This is a genomic window from Streptomyces sp. NPDC040589 (assembly GCF_055594445.1).
On sequence record NZ_JBVIWP010000008.1, the window covers coordinates 70,392 to 83,981 of the forward strand.

15 protein-coding genes are annotated in these 13,590 nt (G+C 71.1%); 4 read left to right on the forward strand and 11 right to left on the reverse strand.

Annotated features, from left to right (window positions below):
- The first annotated feature begins 154 nt into the window (after positions 1 to 154).
- From ACZ58V_RS30330 to ACZ58V_RS30340, 3 genes are all read left to right on the forward strand, one after another.
- The gene (locus ACZ58V_RS30330; protein WP_468194438.1) at positions 155 to 910 is read left to right on the forward strand and encodes a GOLPH3/VPS74 family protein; all 756 of its coding nucleotides are present in this window, start codon (positions 155 to 157) and stop codon (positions 908 to 910) included.
- Positions 911 to 1,141: 231 nt separating this feature from the next.
- Positions 1,142 to 1,999, forward strand: a complete 858-nt coding sequence (locus ACZ58V_RS30335) for a helix-turn-helix domain-containing protein (RefSeq protein ID WP_468194441.1) — start codon at positions 1,142 to 1,144, stop codon at positions 1,997 to 1,999.
- 208 nt (positions 2,000 to 2,207) lie between these two features.
- Entirely contained in the window at positions 2,208 to 2,399 is a 192-nt protein-coding gene (locus ACZ58V_RS30340) for a DUF397 domain-containing protein (protein ID WP_189726921.1), read from the forward strand.
- 103 nt (positions 2,400 to 2,502) lie between these two features.
- On the opposite strand, the gene ACZ58V_RS30345 is transcribed toward ACZ58V_RS30340, so the two are convergent.
- From ACZ58V_RS30345 to ACZ58V_RS30355, 3 genes are all read right to left on the reverse strand, one after another.
- Entirely contained in the window at positions 2,503 to 3,381 is an 879-nt protein-coding gene (locus tag ACZ58V_RS30345) for a MerR family transcriptional regulator (protein ID WP_468194444.1), read from the reverse strand.
- Between the two features lie 70 nt (positions 3,382 to 3,451).
- Complete coding sequence (locus ACZ58V_RS30350; RefSeq protein WP_468194447.1) at positions 3,452 to 3,955, reverse strand: glutathione peroxidase; 504 nt, start codon at positions 3,953 to 3,955, stop codon at positions 3,452 to 3,454.
- A gap of 9 nt (positions 3,956 to 3,964) precedes the next feature.
- Positions 3,965 to 4,957, reverse strand: a complete 993-nt coding sequence (locus ACZ58V_RS30355) for an ArsR/SmtB family transcription factor (RefSeq protein ID WP_471293934.1) — start codon at positions 4,955 to 4,957, stop codon at positions 3,965 to 3,967.
- Between the two features lie 71 nt (positions 4,958 to 5,028).
- On the opposite strand from ACZ58V_RS30355, the gene ACZ58V_RS30360 reads away from it, so the two are divergent.
- Complete coding sequence (locus tag ACZ58V_RS30360) at positions 5,029 to 6,219, forward strand: MFS transporter (RefSeq protein WP_471293936.1); 1,191 nt, start codon at positions 5,029 to 5,031, stop codon at positions 6,217 to 6,219.
- A gap of 30 nt (positions 6,220 to 6,249) precedes the next feature.
- Here ACZ58V_RS30360 and ACZ58V_RS30365 read toward each other — a convergent pair whose 3' ends face one another.
- From ACZ58V_RS30365 to ACZ58V_RS30400, 8 genes are all read right to left on the reverse strand, one after another.
- Complete coding sequence (locus tag ACZ58V_RS30365; RefSeq protein WP_471293939.1) at positions 6,250 to 6,720, reverse strand: MarR family winged helix-turn-helix transcriptional regulator; 471 nt, start codon at positions 6,718 to 6,720, stop codon at positions 6,250 to 6,252.
- A 54-nt stretch (positions 6,721 to 6,774) separates the two neighbouring features.
- Positions 6,775 to 7,458, reverse strand: a complete 684-nt coding sequence (locus tag ACZ58V_RS30370; RefSeq protein ID WP_468194458.1) for a hypothetical protein — start codon at positions 7,456 to 7,458, stop codon at positions 6,775 to 6,777.
- 130 nt (positions 7,459 to 7,588) lie between these two features.
- Positions 7,589 to 8,389: an SAM-dependent methyltransferase gene (locus tag ACZ58V_RS30375; RefSeq protein WP_468194460.1), complete on the reverse strand. Its 801-nt coding sequence runs from the start codon at positions 8,387 to 8,389 to the stop codon at positions 7,589 to 7,591.
- 129 nt (positions 8,390 to 8,518) lie between these two features.
- Positions 8,519 to 8,962 (reverse strand): hypothetical protein, encoded by a 444-nt coding sequence (locus ACZ58V_RS30380; RefSeq protein ID WP_471293941.1) that lies wholly within the window; start codon positions 8,960 to 8,962, stop codon positions 8,519 to 8,521.
- Positions 8,963 to 9,130: 168 nt separating this feature from the next.
- A complete protein-coding gene (locus ACZ58V_RS30385; protein WP_468194466.1) occupies positions 9,131 to 9,796 on the reverse strand; it encodes a polysaccharide deacetylase family protein in 666 nt (221 codons plus the stop codon).
- Positions 9,797 to 9,798: 2 nt separating this feature from the next.
- Positions 9,799 to 10,473 carry a glycoside hydrolase family 11 protein gene (locus ACZ58V_RS30390; protein ID WP_468194469.1) on the reverse strand — a complete coding sequence of 225 codons (675 nt, stop codon included), beginning with the start codon at positions 10,471 to 10,473 and terminating at the stop codon, positions 9,799 to 9,801.
- Positions 10,474 to 10,752: 279 nt separating this feature from the next.
- On the reverse strand, positions 10,753 to 12,099 hold the full coding sequence (locus ACZ58V_RS30395) for a DUF4407 domain-containing protein (RefSeq protein ID WP_468194472.1): 1,347 nt from the start codon (positions 12,097 to 12,099) through the stop codon (positions 10,753 to 10,755).
- Entirely contained in the window at positions 12,089 to 13,585 is a 1,497-nt protein-coding gene (locus ACZ58V_RS30400; protein WP_471293946.1) for a hypothetical protein, read from the reverse strand. Before ACZ58V_RS30400 ends, ACZ58V_RS30395 begins: the two co-directional genes overlap by 11 nt.
- Positions 13,586 to 13,590 lie beyond the last annotated feature (5 nt).

Here is a 13,590-nt window from a genome sequence, read left to right on the forward strand (position 1 = left end):
TCCGAACCATGTACCAGTGTCCTGTGTACGGGTCGAACCCATCCGGTAGACGAGAACGACATACCTACTGGTTCCACTACGAACCGGTCACGCACCCTCGACAGACCAATGTGAGAGGGGTCACCCTGTCTGTCATCCACGCGGGGAGGCATGGATGGGCAGGAGCCGCAGAACACTTCCGGAGGAGCTTCTGCTGCTGGCATTGGACCCGACCACGGGTACCACTGCACAGCCGCAGTCGCTCGACCTCGGTCTGGCCGGAGCACAGCTAGTAGAGCTGGCGCTGGCCGGACGGATAGCCCCAGACGGGGATCGTATCGCCGTGGTGGCACCACGGCCGACTGGAGATCCAACACTGGACTGCGCATTGGAGTTGCTGCGAAGGCGTGGCGCTCCCGTGCGGGCCGTCCACTGGATTGGCGGGCCGCGACTGGGGCTCCGCCAGACCTACCTCTCGCATCTGGAGCGGTGCGGCATGGTGCATGCCGTGGCGGGCCAGATGTGCGGAGTGCTGCCGACGACTCGTTACCAGGCGACGGACACCGAAATCAGCCGGGAGATCAAGGCCAGGCTGGATTCCGCGATCCGCACCGGCGTACCGCCGGACCCGCGGACCGCCGCGCTCGCCGCCCTGGCACACGCGGTCGGCCTCGGCAAGCACCTGTATCCGGGGAACGAGGGACGTTCGTCCCGGTCCCGGCTGCGGGACCTGATCAGGCACGACCCCATGGGCGGTCTCGTCGCGCACGCGGTGATGGACGTCCAGAACGGCGTGGCCGCGCAGCCGCGCCGCAACCCGGCACCGCCCGGCCGTCAGGCCGCCGGCGGAGCCAGGCCCGCAGCGGAACCCGCCCGCGGTGTTCCTATGCAGCCGCACCGCGCAAGCATGGCCCGCGTCCCGGCCCACTGAGCCGCGCCGCACCACCGGCACGACGCCGCACCCACGACCCGGTCACGGGAGCCGCTGTCCGAGCGGGGCGGGGAGAGCACACACTCTCCCCGCCCCGCTCGGCGTGCCTGTCCGAACTGGCGTGTACCCGTCGCATATCCACCGTTTCCCAGCGGTAGGAAGCACCTTGGTGGCAGTCTGCTCAACAGCAGATACGCAAAGTAGAGGCACGCAGCCGGAGGTGCACGTCCCGTGGCGTCCAATGTCAATCCCACCGTCAGACGGCGCCGGCTGGGCCAGGAGCTCCGCAGGCTCCGCGAGCTCAAGGGCATGACGGCCGAAGAGGTCGCCGAGCGGCTGCTGGTGTCGCAGTCGAAGATCAGCAGGCTGGAGAACGGCCGGCGCAGCATCAGCCAGCGTGACGTGCGCGATCTGTGCGGGGTCTACGAGGTCGAGGACCAGCGCATCGTCGACTCGCTGATGCAGATGGCCAAGGACTCGCGGCAGCAGGGCTGGTGGCACGCCTTCGGGGACATCCCCTACAGCGTCTACATCGGCCTGGAGACGGACGCCGAGTCGCTCAGGGTCTACGAACCGCAGATCGTCACCGGCCTGTTGCAGACCCGCGCGTACGCCGAGGCCATCATCCGGGGCGGCTCGCCCGAGGCGTCGGAGGCGGACAACGACAAGCGCGTCGAGGTCCGGCTGCGCCGGCAGGGCCGTATCACCGCCGAGACGGACCCGCTGCGGCTGTGGGTGGTGCTGGACGAGGCGTCCCTGCACCGGATCGTCGGGAGCCGCCCGGTGATGCGCGAGCAGCTGGAGCACCTCGTCGAGATGTCCCAGCTGCCCCACATCACCGTGCAGGTCCTGCCGTTCGAGGTCGGCGCGCACGCCGGCATCAACGGCCAGTACTCGATCCTGGAGTTCGCCGACGCGGCCGACTCGAGCGTGGTGTACATCGAGGGCGTCACCAGCGACCTGTACCTGGAGAAGCCGCTCGACGTGCAGAAGTACACGGTGATGTACGAGCATCTGCGCGCCCAGTCGCTGAACGTGGACCAGTCGCGGCAGCTCATCGAGCGGGTGGCGAAGGAGTACGCGCGCTGATCCGCCGTCGGGCGAAGGCTTCGGGCGAGGCTTCCAGCAGGCAAAGCGCGGGATCGTACACCTCTGACACGCCTGACTGGAAGTCTCCCCTGGAATATGCCATCCGGTCGAGTGAATGGCTGCTCCGTACGAGGATGTTGGCGAGTAGCGTCGATCACGCCACCCACCAGCACGGGTTGGCGTAAACGCAACTGGCTACGGAGCGAACATGGCAATTCGTCTGGGCACCACGGAAACGTGGACGACGTCCTCCTACACCAACAACAACGGCGCGTGCGTGATGGTCAGGTCGACCGTCGACGAGGCCCTGGAGCTCGGGGACACCAAGATCCCCGAGGGTCCCAAGCTGGCGTTTCCCGCCGACGCGTGGAACGCCTTCGTGACCTCGGTCAAGGCCTGACCTCGCGAACGACAACAGCACAAGCACCACCGACAGAGCCCTCTCGACCAGCATCGCCGTCCTTGCCGAGAGGGCTCCGCTCGTGCCCGGCTCCCCAGAGGCCTCAGCTCACCGGGAACGCCACGTCACACACCGGATCCTGTGCCCCCGTCGCCTCCCAGTCGGCGAAGTACACCTCCCGGCACGGGCCCGCCTGTTCCAGGCCCTCCCGGGCGATCCACTCCTCCACCGCCTCGAAGGCCGCCATGATCTGCGGATGGGCCACCTGCGCCTTGGTGATCCGGGTGTAGGCCAGCCGCTGGGCGGGGTGCACCGCCACCTTCGTCCCCCAGGTCCGGCCGTGCCTCTCGACCCACGCCCGGGCCGCCGCCTCGTCTGCCACGGGTACGCAGGACTCGGCGGGGCCGTCGCTCTCCATCGACACCTCGGAGTGGTAGACGACGAACGGCGCCGCCGTGACGCCGCCGCACTCCCGCGCCGCCGACTCCAGCCGGCCCAGCGACGCCCCGATCCACGCGGGCAGCTCGCCCGCCAGCACATGCCGGGTCTCGGTGATCACCACCTGCGCGGGCACGTCCACCGTCTCGACCGCGAACTTCCGGTACATCTCGGAGCTCCTCCCCGACAGTCGTCCACGGAGGTACTCGGCGAGCGTCCGCTGCCCCGCGACCCGTGCCTCGACGTCCGCCCAGTACGTGCCGAGCAGAGCGGCCGCCGTGGGCCCGTCGCCCGCCGCGACCACCTCGGCGATCCGGGCGAGCGGCATGTCCAGCTGCCGCAGCATGGCCACGAGCCGGGCCTGTTCGACCTGCCCGGCACGGTAGTAGCGGTAGCCGGTGGCCTCGTCGACGTGCGCCGGGGCCAGCAGCCCCAGCCGGTCGTACAGCCGCAGGGCCTTGGCCGAGAGCCGGGCGCGCGCGGCGAACACCCCGATGGTGAGCAGTTCCCGGTCCGGTACGTCCACCACGGCATCCTCCGTCACCGGGCGGCTCTTCCGCCCGGCGACGAGGACATTCGGGCCTGCCCCAGGGGCAAGGTCAACCGGTCGGGTCTCAGCCCAGCTGGGCCTCCACCGCCGTCACGACCTCGGCCGACTCCGGCTCGGTCTGCGGCGAGAAGCGGGCGACGACCTGGCCGTCCCGGCCGATGAGGAACTTCTCGAAGTTCCAGCGGATGTCGCCGCTGTGCCCCTCGGCGTCGGCGAAGCCGGTCAGACGGTCGTACAGCGGGTGCCGGTCGTCACCGTTGACGTCGACCTTCTCGGTCAGCGGGAAGGTCACGCCGTACGTCGCCGAGCAGAACTCGGCGATCTCCTCGGCGCTGCCGGGCTCCTGCCCGAGGAACTGGTTGCAGGGCACGCCGAGGACGGTGAAGCCGCGCTCCGCGTACTGCTCCTGGAGCTTCTCGAGCCCCGTGTACTGCGGGGTCAGGCCGCACTTGGAGGCGACGTTCACCACGAGCACGGCCTTGCCCGCGTACTGGGACAGGTCGGCGGAACCGCCCTGCAGTGCACCGATCTGGACGTCGAGGGGAGAGGAACCGTTGGTAGTCGTCATGCCCGGAGCCTAGCTCCGGCGGGTGCCGGCCCGGTTCCCGGCCTCCACGGCGTCCACCAGGACCTGCCCCGCCGCCGTCCGCGAGTACAGCACCGACCTGCCCGCCCGCCGCCGCTCCACCAGGCCGGCGTCCAGCAGCACCCGCAGATGCCGTCCCACCGAGCCGAGCCCCTGCCCGGTCACGGCGACCAGCTGGCTGGTGCTCAGGGGCGAGCCGAGCCGGACCAGCACACCGGCGCGGGCGGTGCCGAGCAGCGCGCCGAGGCTCGCGGGCACGGGTGTGCCACCGGGGTCGGCGAGCGCGCCCGCGCACGCGTAGACCACCGCGTACCGGTCGGGCTCCTCCCAGGACACCCAGCCGGTCTTCGGGGTGACCGGCACGAAGAGCAGCTCGGCGCCCGAGATCTCGCGGGGCGGGTACTCGTGCGGATTCACCTGGAGCCGGTTGTCGCCCAGCCACCGGGTCCGGCCCGGTCGCAGCGTGTCCAGCGCCGCCGCCCAGCCGCCCCGGCTCACCTGCGCGGTCCGGGCGGTCACGTCCGCCTCCAGCACCCGCCGGCGCCGGTCCCAGTCCGGCCGTACGGTCCCGGTCCAGACAGAGGACAGAAGGCCGGCCGCGCGCTCGGGGAGGTCGTCCCGGTCCAGGGCCGCGGGAAGCGGGCCGGCGAGGGAGATCCGCAGGTTGGCCCGGGCCTCGTCGGGACGGGCGGCCCGCACCCGTGCCACCCCTTCCTCGAAGGTCTCCCGGCTCCTCGGGGTGGGCGTGAGGAAGTCGGCGATCCAGGAACGGCCCAGTCCGGCCCGGACGAGCAGCGCGGTCACGGGGTCGGCGGCCAGGCGGGCCCGGTAGCCGGGCAGATGGTCGCGCAGCCAGGCCTGTTCGCCGGGGTGTGCGGGTGTGCCCCGGTGCAGCAACTGGAGGCAGGCGAAGGTCTCGGCGAGCGGGGAGAGCACGAACCGGCTCCCGGCCAGGGTGTCGGCATTGATCTGCCACCAGCCCATCGCGCACCCCCGACGTTTCGCACCCGCGCGAAACAATAACCACCCCGTGCGGGCCGCCACAGACTCCGCGCATGCGCAGTTACCGCGATCTGTTCCGCACCCCCGAGTTCACCCCGTTCTTCCTGGCCGCGTCGGCCCAGACGGTGGCCCAGACGATGGGCGGCCTGGCCCTGGGCACCCTGGTGTACCGGGCGACCGAGTCGCCCCTGCTGTCCGCAGTGAGCATGTTCGGCTCGTCGCTGGTGCAGGTACTGGGCGCGACGTTCCTGCTCTCGGCGGCCGACCGCCTGCCCCCGCGCGCGGCCCTGACCGCCCTGCCCCTGCTCTTCGCGGCGGCCACGGCCGCCCTGGCCCTGCCCGGCCTGCCGGTCTGGGCGCTCTTCGTGATCGTCCTGGCCAAGGGGCTGGCGGAGTCGGTGGGCGGGGGAGTGCGCTGGGGCCTGCTGAACGAGATCCTCTCCAAGGACGGCTATCTGCTCGGCCGCTCGGTCTTCAACATGATGAGCGGCCTCATGCAGATCGCCGGCTACGCGACCGGCGGCGCCCTGGTGGCGCTGCTGTCCCCACGGGTGTCCCTGCTGGTGGCCGCCGCGCTGTACGCCATGGCCGCCGTGGTCGTCCGCCTCGGCCTGACCCGCCGCGCGCCCCGTACGACGGGCCGCCCCTCGGTCGCGGCGACCTGGCGCGCCAACGCGCTGCTGTGGTCGTCAGCGCCCCGCCGCCAGGTCTATCTGGCCCTCTGGATCCCCAACGGCCTGATCGTCGGCTGCGAATCCCTCTACGTCTCCTACGCACCCGGGTCCGCGGGCACCCTGTTCGCCTGCGCCGCGCTGGGCATGCTGGCCGGTGACGTCCTGGTGGGCCGCCTGCTCCCGCCGCGCCCGCGCCCCCGCCTCGGATTCCCGCTCCTGCTGCTCCTGGCCGTCCCGTACGTGCCTTTCCTGCTGCACCCGAGGCTCCCCCTGGCGGCTGCCGCGGTCACACTGGCCTCCGTCGGCTTCGGCGCGAGCCTCGTGCAGCAGGAGCGCCTGGTGGCCCTGACCCCCGACGCCCTGACGGGCCATGCGCTGGGCCTGCACTCGGCGGGCATGCTGACGATGCAGGGCGTGGCCGCGGCGCTCGCGGGCTCCGTGGCCCAACTGACCTCCCCGGCGGTGGCGATGACGGCGATGGCCACGGTGTCGACGGGAGTGACGCTGTCCCTGATGGCGGCGGGGCGGCGCGAGGAGCGGGCGGTGCCGGCCGTGGCCCGCGAGTCGTGACTGCCGCCCGTACGGCTGCTCCGCGCCCGGCTACTCGACGCCGAAGCCGTCCGCCTCCGCGAACACCTCGGGAACCTCGTTGTCGACCACGACCCGCGACAGCAGCACGGCCAGCCGTTCCCGCTCGACGCCGTTGAGCCCGGCCGGCAGGGCCTCCATCCGGCGTACGGTCTCGGCGTAGAACTTCTCGGCGAGCGAGGCCCCTTCCTCCGTCAGCCCCACCCGCACGGCCCGGCCGTCCCTCGGGTCGGCCTCCCGCCGCACCAGCCCCCGGCGCACCGTCCGGTCCACCAGCCCGGTCAGGCTCGACTTCGCCAGCCCGAGCGTCTCCCCGAGCTCCCCCATCCCGTACGGCTGCGGCATCAGCACGCACAGCAGCTGTCCCTGCTGGGGCGTCAGCCCGTACGCCCGGCTGGCCTCCGCGTAGACACCGTCCACCAGGAACGCCGCCCGCACCAGCGCGGCGACGACACCCACCTGCCCGCCTGCCCCGTTCCCCATCGGGTCAGGGTACCGAGCGGTAGGACCGGCTCGGCCGGTTCGGTGGCGTACCGGTCACTCCTCGTCCGGGGCCTCTCCTTCGATGAGCCGTTCCGCGATGTCGTCGGCCCACTCCTGCGCCCAGCGGCGCAGTCCGGCGACGGCGGAGACCTCGAGACCGTGGACGGTGAACGCCCGGTCGTCGATCCAGTCCGTGCCGGTCAGCCGGGCCTGGAGGTCGGTGAGGTCGAAGGTGTCGGGGGCGTGGCGGCGGCCGAGTTCCTCGAGTTCGGGGTGGCTCCAGCGGGCCGAGGCGGCGTGTACGTCGACCAGGTCGCGGGCAAGTCCCCGGTCGGCCAGGTCCCGCACCCGGGTGCCGACGAGGTCTTCGAGGGAGAGCGCGGGCCCGAGCTCCGTCGGCACGGGCGGGCGCCACAGCACCTCTTTGTGGACGCCGACGTCGTACTCCTCCTCGGTCGCCGCGTCCGTGACGAGGAACTGGGCGGACAGCGGCTCGGTCTCCCGGGTCCGCACGAGCCAGCCGCGCGCCACCAGCCCGGCCCGGACGGTGCCGGCGATGGCGTCCATCCCGGCGGGGTGCTCGGTCGCCACGTCCACATCCGGCCCGGCCCGCTCCACGAGCCCGTGCGCCAGCACCGCGTACCCGCCCGCGAGAACGAGCGAGTACTCCTCACCCACCACCAGAAGATCCCCGACCAGACGGTCGCGCGGTTCGGGGACGGGGGGTGGGGTGATCATTCCCTGATTATCGTCCGGGGACTGTAGGTGGCTGAGGTGATAAACCACGGATGGGCGAACGCCCCTGTCTTCAGGGGCGCGGGGAACTGCGCGACCAGCCCCCACACCGCGGCACCCGACCACGCACCGGCTACGGCTTGCGCCCCACGCCGCAGTACGCGTCCACAGCCGTATCGACACCGGCCCCGCCGGACAGCTCAGGCCGCCACTCCGGCACCCGCACCACCCCCGGCCTCACCAACTCAAGACCATCGAAGAACCCGGCGATCTCGGCAACCGGACGGACGTAATACGGCACCGCCCCACTCGAGTTGTACGCCTCCGACGCCGCGATCATGCCCTCACTCGTGGCCGTGCTGTCGCTGATCACCAGGTGGCTGCCGGCCGGCAACCCGGCCATCAGCCGCCGCACCAGCTCACGCGCCTGCTCGTAGTCGGCGACATGCCCCAGCGTGTTGAGGATCATCAGCCCGACCGGCCGGGAGAGGTCGAGCGTGCCCGCCGCGGCCTCCAGGACGGCCTCGGGGTCGTACAGGTCGGCGTCCAGATACGCGGTGACGCCCTCGGGCGTGCTGGTGAGCAGCGCGTTGGCGTGGGCCAGCACGATGGGGTCGTTGTCGACGTACACGATCCGGGCGTCCGGTGCGACGCGCTGGGCGACCTCGTGCGTGTTGTCGGCGGTCGGCAACCCGGTGCCTATGTCCAGGAACTGCCGGACGCCCTGCTCCTCGGCCAGATGCCGGACGGCCCGTCCCAGGAAGCGGCGGCTCGTGACCGCCACGTCGACCAGGCCCGGAAAGATCGACTTGATCTGGTCGCCGATCTCGCGGTCGACCTCGTAGTTGTCCTTGCCGCCGACGAAGTAGTTCCAGAAGCGGGCCGAGTGCGGCTTGGAGGTGTCGATACGGGCACGCAGGCTGTCGTCGAGCACGGCAGGCCTCCTGGGGGTGGGGAAGGGGGACCGGTTCACCAACCTAGGCGAACCACCTGGCCGGACAGTGAAGTTGTCCGCTCCCCGCCACTCACCACCATGGCGTTTCGGCCATCCGTCCTGGCCGGGTCACACGCCGCGCGGCGAGACCCCGCCCAGACGCCCGGACCCGCCGCTGCCGCCCCCGTGCCCCCGCGTCGCCAGCCACACGCCCCGTCCCAGGGCCCACAGCAGCAGACCGGCGGCGACCGGCGTACCGAAGATGATCAGCATCCCGGCTCCGATGTTGGCGCCGACCACGCCCGCGGTCAGGATCCGCCAGCCCACACCGGCCATGAGCCCGACGATCACGAGCGGCCCGAGCACCCCCCACCAGCGCCGGTCCAGCGCCCCACGCCGCGCCGCCCGCACGAGCACCGCGGCCCCGGCCCCCGCCAGCACCAGCGCGAGCCCGCCGACGACCGCCGCGACACCGTCCCCGATGCCCCACGGCTGGTAGGCGTAGTCGAGCTCACTCGCCGGCAGCCCGTCGTAGTTCTGCTGCCCCATCAGCCCCCAAGCAGCGACAGGCACCCCGAGAGCGAGCGCGACCCCTGCGGAAAGCGTTCCCCGATTCTTCATGCGTCCATGGTCACGGGGTCGGGGCGGCTCAGTCATGAGCACGCGTACTCAAGTACGTGGGCCTGCCGCCAGAGTGGCGCGATGGCCCGGACCCGCCATCGCGCCGTTTCCGAGCGTCCCTCAGCCGGGTGCCACGGCACGCCCCGTCTGTGGGGAGATCATCCCCGCGCACAGGCCCCGGGCCGTCAGGCCCTGGGCGATGCGGGGGACGGCCGCGAGGGTGTTGGCGGACCAGTCGTGCATGAGGATGATCTGGCCGTTGGTGAGACGGCCGGCGGCCTGGACGATCGCGTCGGTGCTCGCGCCGTTCCAGTCCTGTGAGTCGACGTGCCAGATGATCTCGGTCAGCCCGTGCCGGGCCGCGATCGACTTCACCGTCGCGTTGGTCTCGCCGTAGGGCGGGCGGAACAGTTTCGGGGTGCCGCCTCCCGCGCCCGCGACGGCCTGCTGGGTCCGGGAGATCTCCGAGTCGATCTGCGCCTGGCTGAGCTGGGTCAGGTGCGGGTGGGTGTAGCTGTGGTTGCCGACCCACATGCCGGCGGACACCTGGGCCCGGACCAGGGACGGGTTGGCGGCGGCGTACTGGCCCTGGTTGAACATCGTGGCCCGCAGCCCGTTCTGCCGGAGGGCGTTGAGCAGTCTCGTCGTGTTGCCGGAGGGGCCGTCGTCGAAGGTGAGGCCGACGTATCCGTTGCAGGCGGCGGCCTGTGCCGGAGCGGTGGTGGTCAACGCGGCCGTTGCCGTCAGGAGGGCGGTGAGCAGCGCGACGCGCGCTGTGGCTGCCATCGTCAGCGCACCGTGATGCTGGAGCTGCCGCTGCTCTGGTAACCCTCGGTCGCCATGATCATGTAGTACTTGAAGTTGCCCAGGGGCATCCCGGCCCGGCCCCACGCGTCGAAGTGGTTGCCGGTGGTGATGGTGCCGCCCGTCCGTTTCGACTGCCGCACGCTCCAGTACTGGTCGAAGGTCTTCGTGCCCTCGACGGACGGGGCGTTGTAGCGCGTGGTCTTGTAGATGTCGTACGTGCCGCCGTCGCTGGTGACGGTGCCCTTGTACGTTCCCGTCGGCCGGTACGTGCCCCAGTTGTCGACGATGTAGTACTCGATGAGCGGGTTCGCCGTCCAGCCGTAGAGGGTCAGGTACGAGTTGCCGGACGGGTTGAAGGTGCCGGAGTAGGTCACGCTGCGGCGGGCGCCGGTGGCCCAGCCCTTGCCGGCGACGAAGTTGCCGGTGTTCCGCCATGACGTGCTGTAACTGCCGCCGGCGGACAGGTTCATGGAGACCGTGCCCTGGCTGTCGGTCCAGAACGAGTAGTAGTAGCCGTCGTGCGTGCCGGTCTGGTTCCTCGTGACGACCGTGTCGGCGTGGGCGGTGCCCGGCAGGGCCAGGACGGCCCCCGCGACCAGCAGCATCGTGCAGACACCGCTGATGAGCAGCCGTAAGCGGCTGAGTGCGTTGCTCATGGGGGTGCTTCCTCCATCGTCCTCGTGGGGTGGACGGGGGTGCTCTGTCACCCGGGAGTGTTGGCCGGACCCTGTCAACTGTCAATAGTTTCGGTGCTTGTTGCGAAAGGTTCGTCGGCCCGAGCGAGGGCGCCGTGGTGCATATCCGCTGTTCGAGGGCGGGTTGGGGCTGGGATGGGCCAAGAGCGACGGGAGAAGGGGCGCCATCCCAGCCGGAATGCAGAATTCCGCTACTCGAATCTTTCGGACTGTTTCCGGATCAAGTGGTCCTCATGCCCCTCATGCCCCTCGCGTCCGCATGATCCGCCCCATCCTCGCCTCCAGCTCCGCCCGTTCCTGCGCGGCCCGCTCGGCCTGGGCCCGCTGGTGTTCCTGCTCCAGGCGGCGCATGCGGTCAGCCGTGTCCCACTCCACCCGGTGCCGCTGGACGTCGTGCTCCATGCGGGCGCAGGTGTGCTGGACCTGGAGTTCCTCGGCGTACAGCTTGCGGCTCGCCCGGTGGCGGGCGCCGAGGAGGGTGTCGTAGGTCGTGGCGCCGCTGAGGACCTTGGCCAGGACGGGCATCGCGTCCAGGCAGAGCAGGAGCAGGTGCAGCACGATCGTCAGGAAGAGGGCGAAGCCGTCCGACTCGGCGACCTCCTTGAGGCCGGCCGCCCGGGTGAGGATGCCGTCGGTGTCCAGATCGGCGGCCCGCTGCCGGGTCTTGTCGTCGACGGCCTTCTGCAGCAGCGGCTGGTAGTCGTCGGCGGCCCCGTCCTTCCGGGCGGCCAGCTTCTGCCCCTGGGCGACCAGGCCCTCCAGCTGTTTCTCGTACGTCTTGACCTTGCTGTTCCTCTCGTACTCCGAGGTCGCCTCGCGGGCCCGCTCGCAGGTGATGGTGACGTCCCGGACACCGCCCCGCCAGATCCAGTACTTCGGCCCGCACAGGCGCTGTTCGGTGGACTGCTTGGCGCTGAGGGTCTTGTTGATGCCGGCGACCTGGGTGCTCAGGGTCTTGACGCGGTCGCCGTTGCTCTTGATCTGGCGGGCCAGTTCCGCGGGGGAGCCGGCCACCTTCAGCTGGTAGCGGGCGCACTCGCGGCGGTCGGTGGTGGAGGCGCCGTCCGTGGGATTGCAGGAGACGAGCATGCCTCGGTAGTCGGCGACCTTCTGCTCGTTGCCGACGGCTATCGACTGGCGGATCTCCTTGTCGAAGATCTGGAAGAGGATCGGCTCGGCGATGAACAGGCCGAGCAGCACCGAGAGGAAGAAGCGCACCAGCAGCGTCCACTTGCGGACCGTCGTGCCGTGGGTGCTGGAGACCAGCCAGCTGTCCAGGGCCAGGACGACCCAGAACCAGACGACGGCGACGCCGATGACCGCGGCCAGGGGCAGGTCGGAACGGAAGCTGGAGAGCGCCAGGACCATGGAGAGCGCGCCCAGCAGGGCCGTGTTGACGACGAGCGCGCCGTACCAGGTGTAACGGGCGCGCTCCTCCGGCACCCAGTCCAGCAGCGGTTCGTCGATGCCGATCAGCCGGCGCAGCCGGGGTGTCCATCCGGAGGCGGGCGGCGCCGGGCGCGACTGGCTCCGGTTCTCGTCGTACGCCGCGCTGTCGGCCGGGCGGAGCGGGGTGTCAGTTGCCAAGGCTCCCCTCCTGGTTCGCCGGGTCGAAGTCGTCGGCGTCATCACCGTCGGCCGGAGCGGGCGTGGCTTCGGCGGTGCGCCCGGGCGCCCGGCGCAGCTCGCCCTTCACGCCGCCCTTCAGCTCCCCCTGAGACGGGGTCTGGGCGGGCGGGACGTCGCCGACGCTGTTGATGAAGGCACCCGCGTCGTACATGGTGCTGTCGAACAGGCCTCGGTCGATGGCCTGTTTGCCCAGCGTGGCCCGGACCGTGAGCTGCTGTTTCGCCAACTCGTGCTGGTCCCGCTGGATCTCCTTGGTGTCCTCGCGCTTCTCGTGGCGCTGTCGCAGCCGGTCCTCGTGCTCCAGGTCCCAGCGCCGGGAGGCCTCGTGACGCTGCGCGGCGGTCTCCTCCCGCTCCTCGTTGCGGGTCAGCTCGTGGCGCCGGTCCTCGCGTTCGACCTGCCAGCGCAGGTCCTCCCGGTCCAGGCCGCGGCGCGTCATCTCGTAGTCCCGGTCGAGCCGGAGCCGGTCGTCCTTGCGCGAGTCCCAGCGCTCCTCGGCCGCGTGCAGCCGCTTGGACAGCTCGTCGGCGCTGATGTCGCCGTTGCGCCAGGCGAGATAGTCGGCGGCGACCGGGTCCGCGCCGATCAGCTTGATGTCGTCCTCGATCTCGGCCCGGGTGAAACGGTTGCGCCGGCGCTCGATCTCCAGCTCGTAGTCCTGCTGCTCGGCACCGGCGCCGCGCTCGTAGCCCGTGCGCAGCGTCTCCTCCTCCTGCCGGTTGCGCTCCTTGCGCATCGCCTGGAGGTTGCGGATCTCCTCGTGCTTCAGTTCCAGTTCGGCTTCGCGCAGGGCCCGGTCCAGGGCCGCCTGCTGCTCCATCTCCTCCTGGTGACGCCGGCGCGTGCGATCCCGGCGGGCCCGCTCCATCTCCTCGACGTGCGCCGACATCTCCTCGGGCGTCAGGACCTCGATCGCCCCGTGCCGGGCCCGGATCCCGGACACGAGGGACGGCCGCATCTCGTGGTACGCGGTCAGCCGGGCGTCGATCCGGGCGCGGACTGCGGCCGTGTCGACGACGGGCAGGTCGCTGCCGTCCTCGGTGAGCCCCGGCACCTCGCGCAGATGGGCGAGCAGCAGCGCCTCCACGTCGGTGACGCCGTCGCGCACGACCGCGCTCGGGTCGGTGACCGTGCAGTAGAAGCAGGCCCGTACGGTGAAGTCGCCCGCCTCGGCCGACGGGATCCGCGTCTCCACGACGACGGGCACCTCGATCCGCCGGTCCACGACCGTGACCGAGCTGGCCCCGGTCACCACCGGGTCGTCGGCGCGCAGCTGCCCGTGGTCCTCGACGTACTCCTCGCCGACCCGGAACACCCGCACATGGTGGGCGGCGACCCTGGGCAACTCGTCGTCTGCGCGCGCCACCCGCTTCCGCCAGATGCCGCCGCGCCGGTCCGGCCGCCCGTACTCCCGCTGCTCGACGAGTGGGTATTTCTCAGCCATGGCTG

Excerpts from the sequence above, each read along its gene's own strand:
- ACZ58V_RS30330 (WP_468194438.1), top strand. The coding sequence starts at position 155 with ATGGGCAGGAGCCGCAGAACACTTCCGGAGGAGCTTCTGCTGCTGGCA.
- ACZ58V_RS30340 (WP_189726921.1), top strand. The coding sequence starts at position 2,208 with ATGGCAATTCGTCTGGGCACCACGGAAACGTGGACGACGTCCTCCTAC.
- ACZ58V_RS30350 (WP_468194447.1), bottom strand. The coding sequence starts at position 3,955 with ATGACGACTACCAACGGTTCCTCTCCCCTCGACGTCCAGATCGGTGCA.
- ACZ58V_RS30355 (WP_471293934.1), bottom strand. The coding sequence starts at position 4,957 with ATGGGCTGGTGGCAGATCAATGCCGACACCCTGGCCGGGAGCCGGTTC.
- ACZ58V_RS30360 (WP_471293936.1), top strand. The coding sequence starts at position 5,029 with ATGCGCAGTTACCGCGATCTGTTCCGCACCCCCGAGTTCACCCCGTTC.
- ACZ58V_RS30365 (WP_471293939.1), bottom strand. The coding sequence starts at position 6,720 with ATGGGGAACGGGGCAGGCGGGCAGGTGGGTGTCGTCGCCGCGCTGGTG.
- ACZ58V_RS30370 (WP_468194458.1), bottom strand. The coding sequence starts at position 7,458 with ATGATCACCCCACCCCCCGTCCCCGAACCGCGCGACCGTCTGGTCGGG.
- ACZ58V_RS30385 (WP_468194466.1), bottom strand. The coding sequence starts at position 9,796 with ATGGCAGCCACAGCGCGCGTCGCGCTGCTCACCGCCCTCCTGACGGCA.
- ACZ58V_RS30390 (WP_468194469.1), bottom strand. The coding sequence starts at position 10,473 with ATGAGCAACGCACTCAGCCGCTTACGGCTGCTCATCAGCGGTGTCTGC.
- ACZ58V_RS30400 (WP_471293946.1), bottom strand. The coding sequence starts at position 13,585 with ATGGCTGAGAAATACCCACTCGTCGAGCAGCGGGAGTACGGGCGGCCG.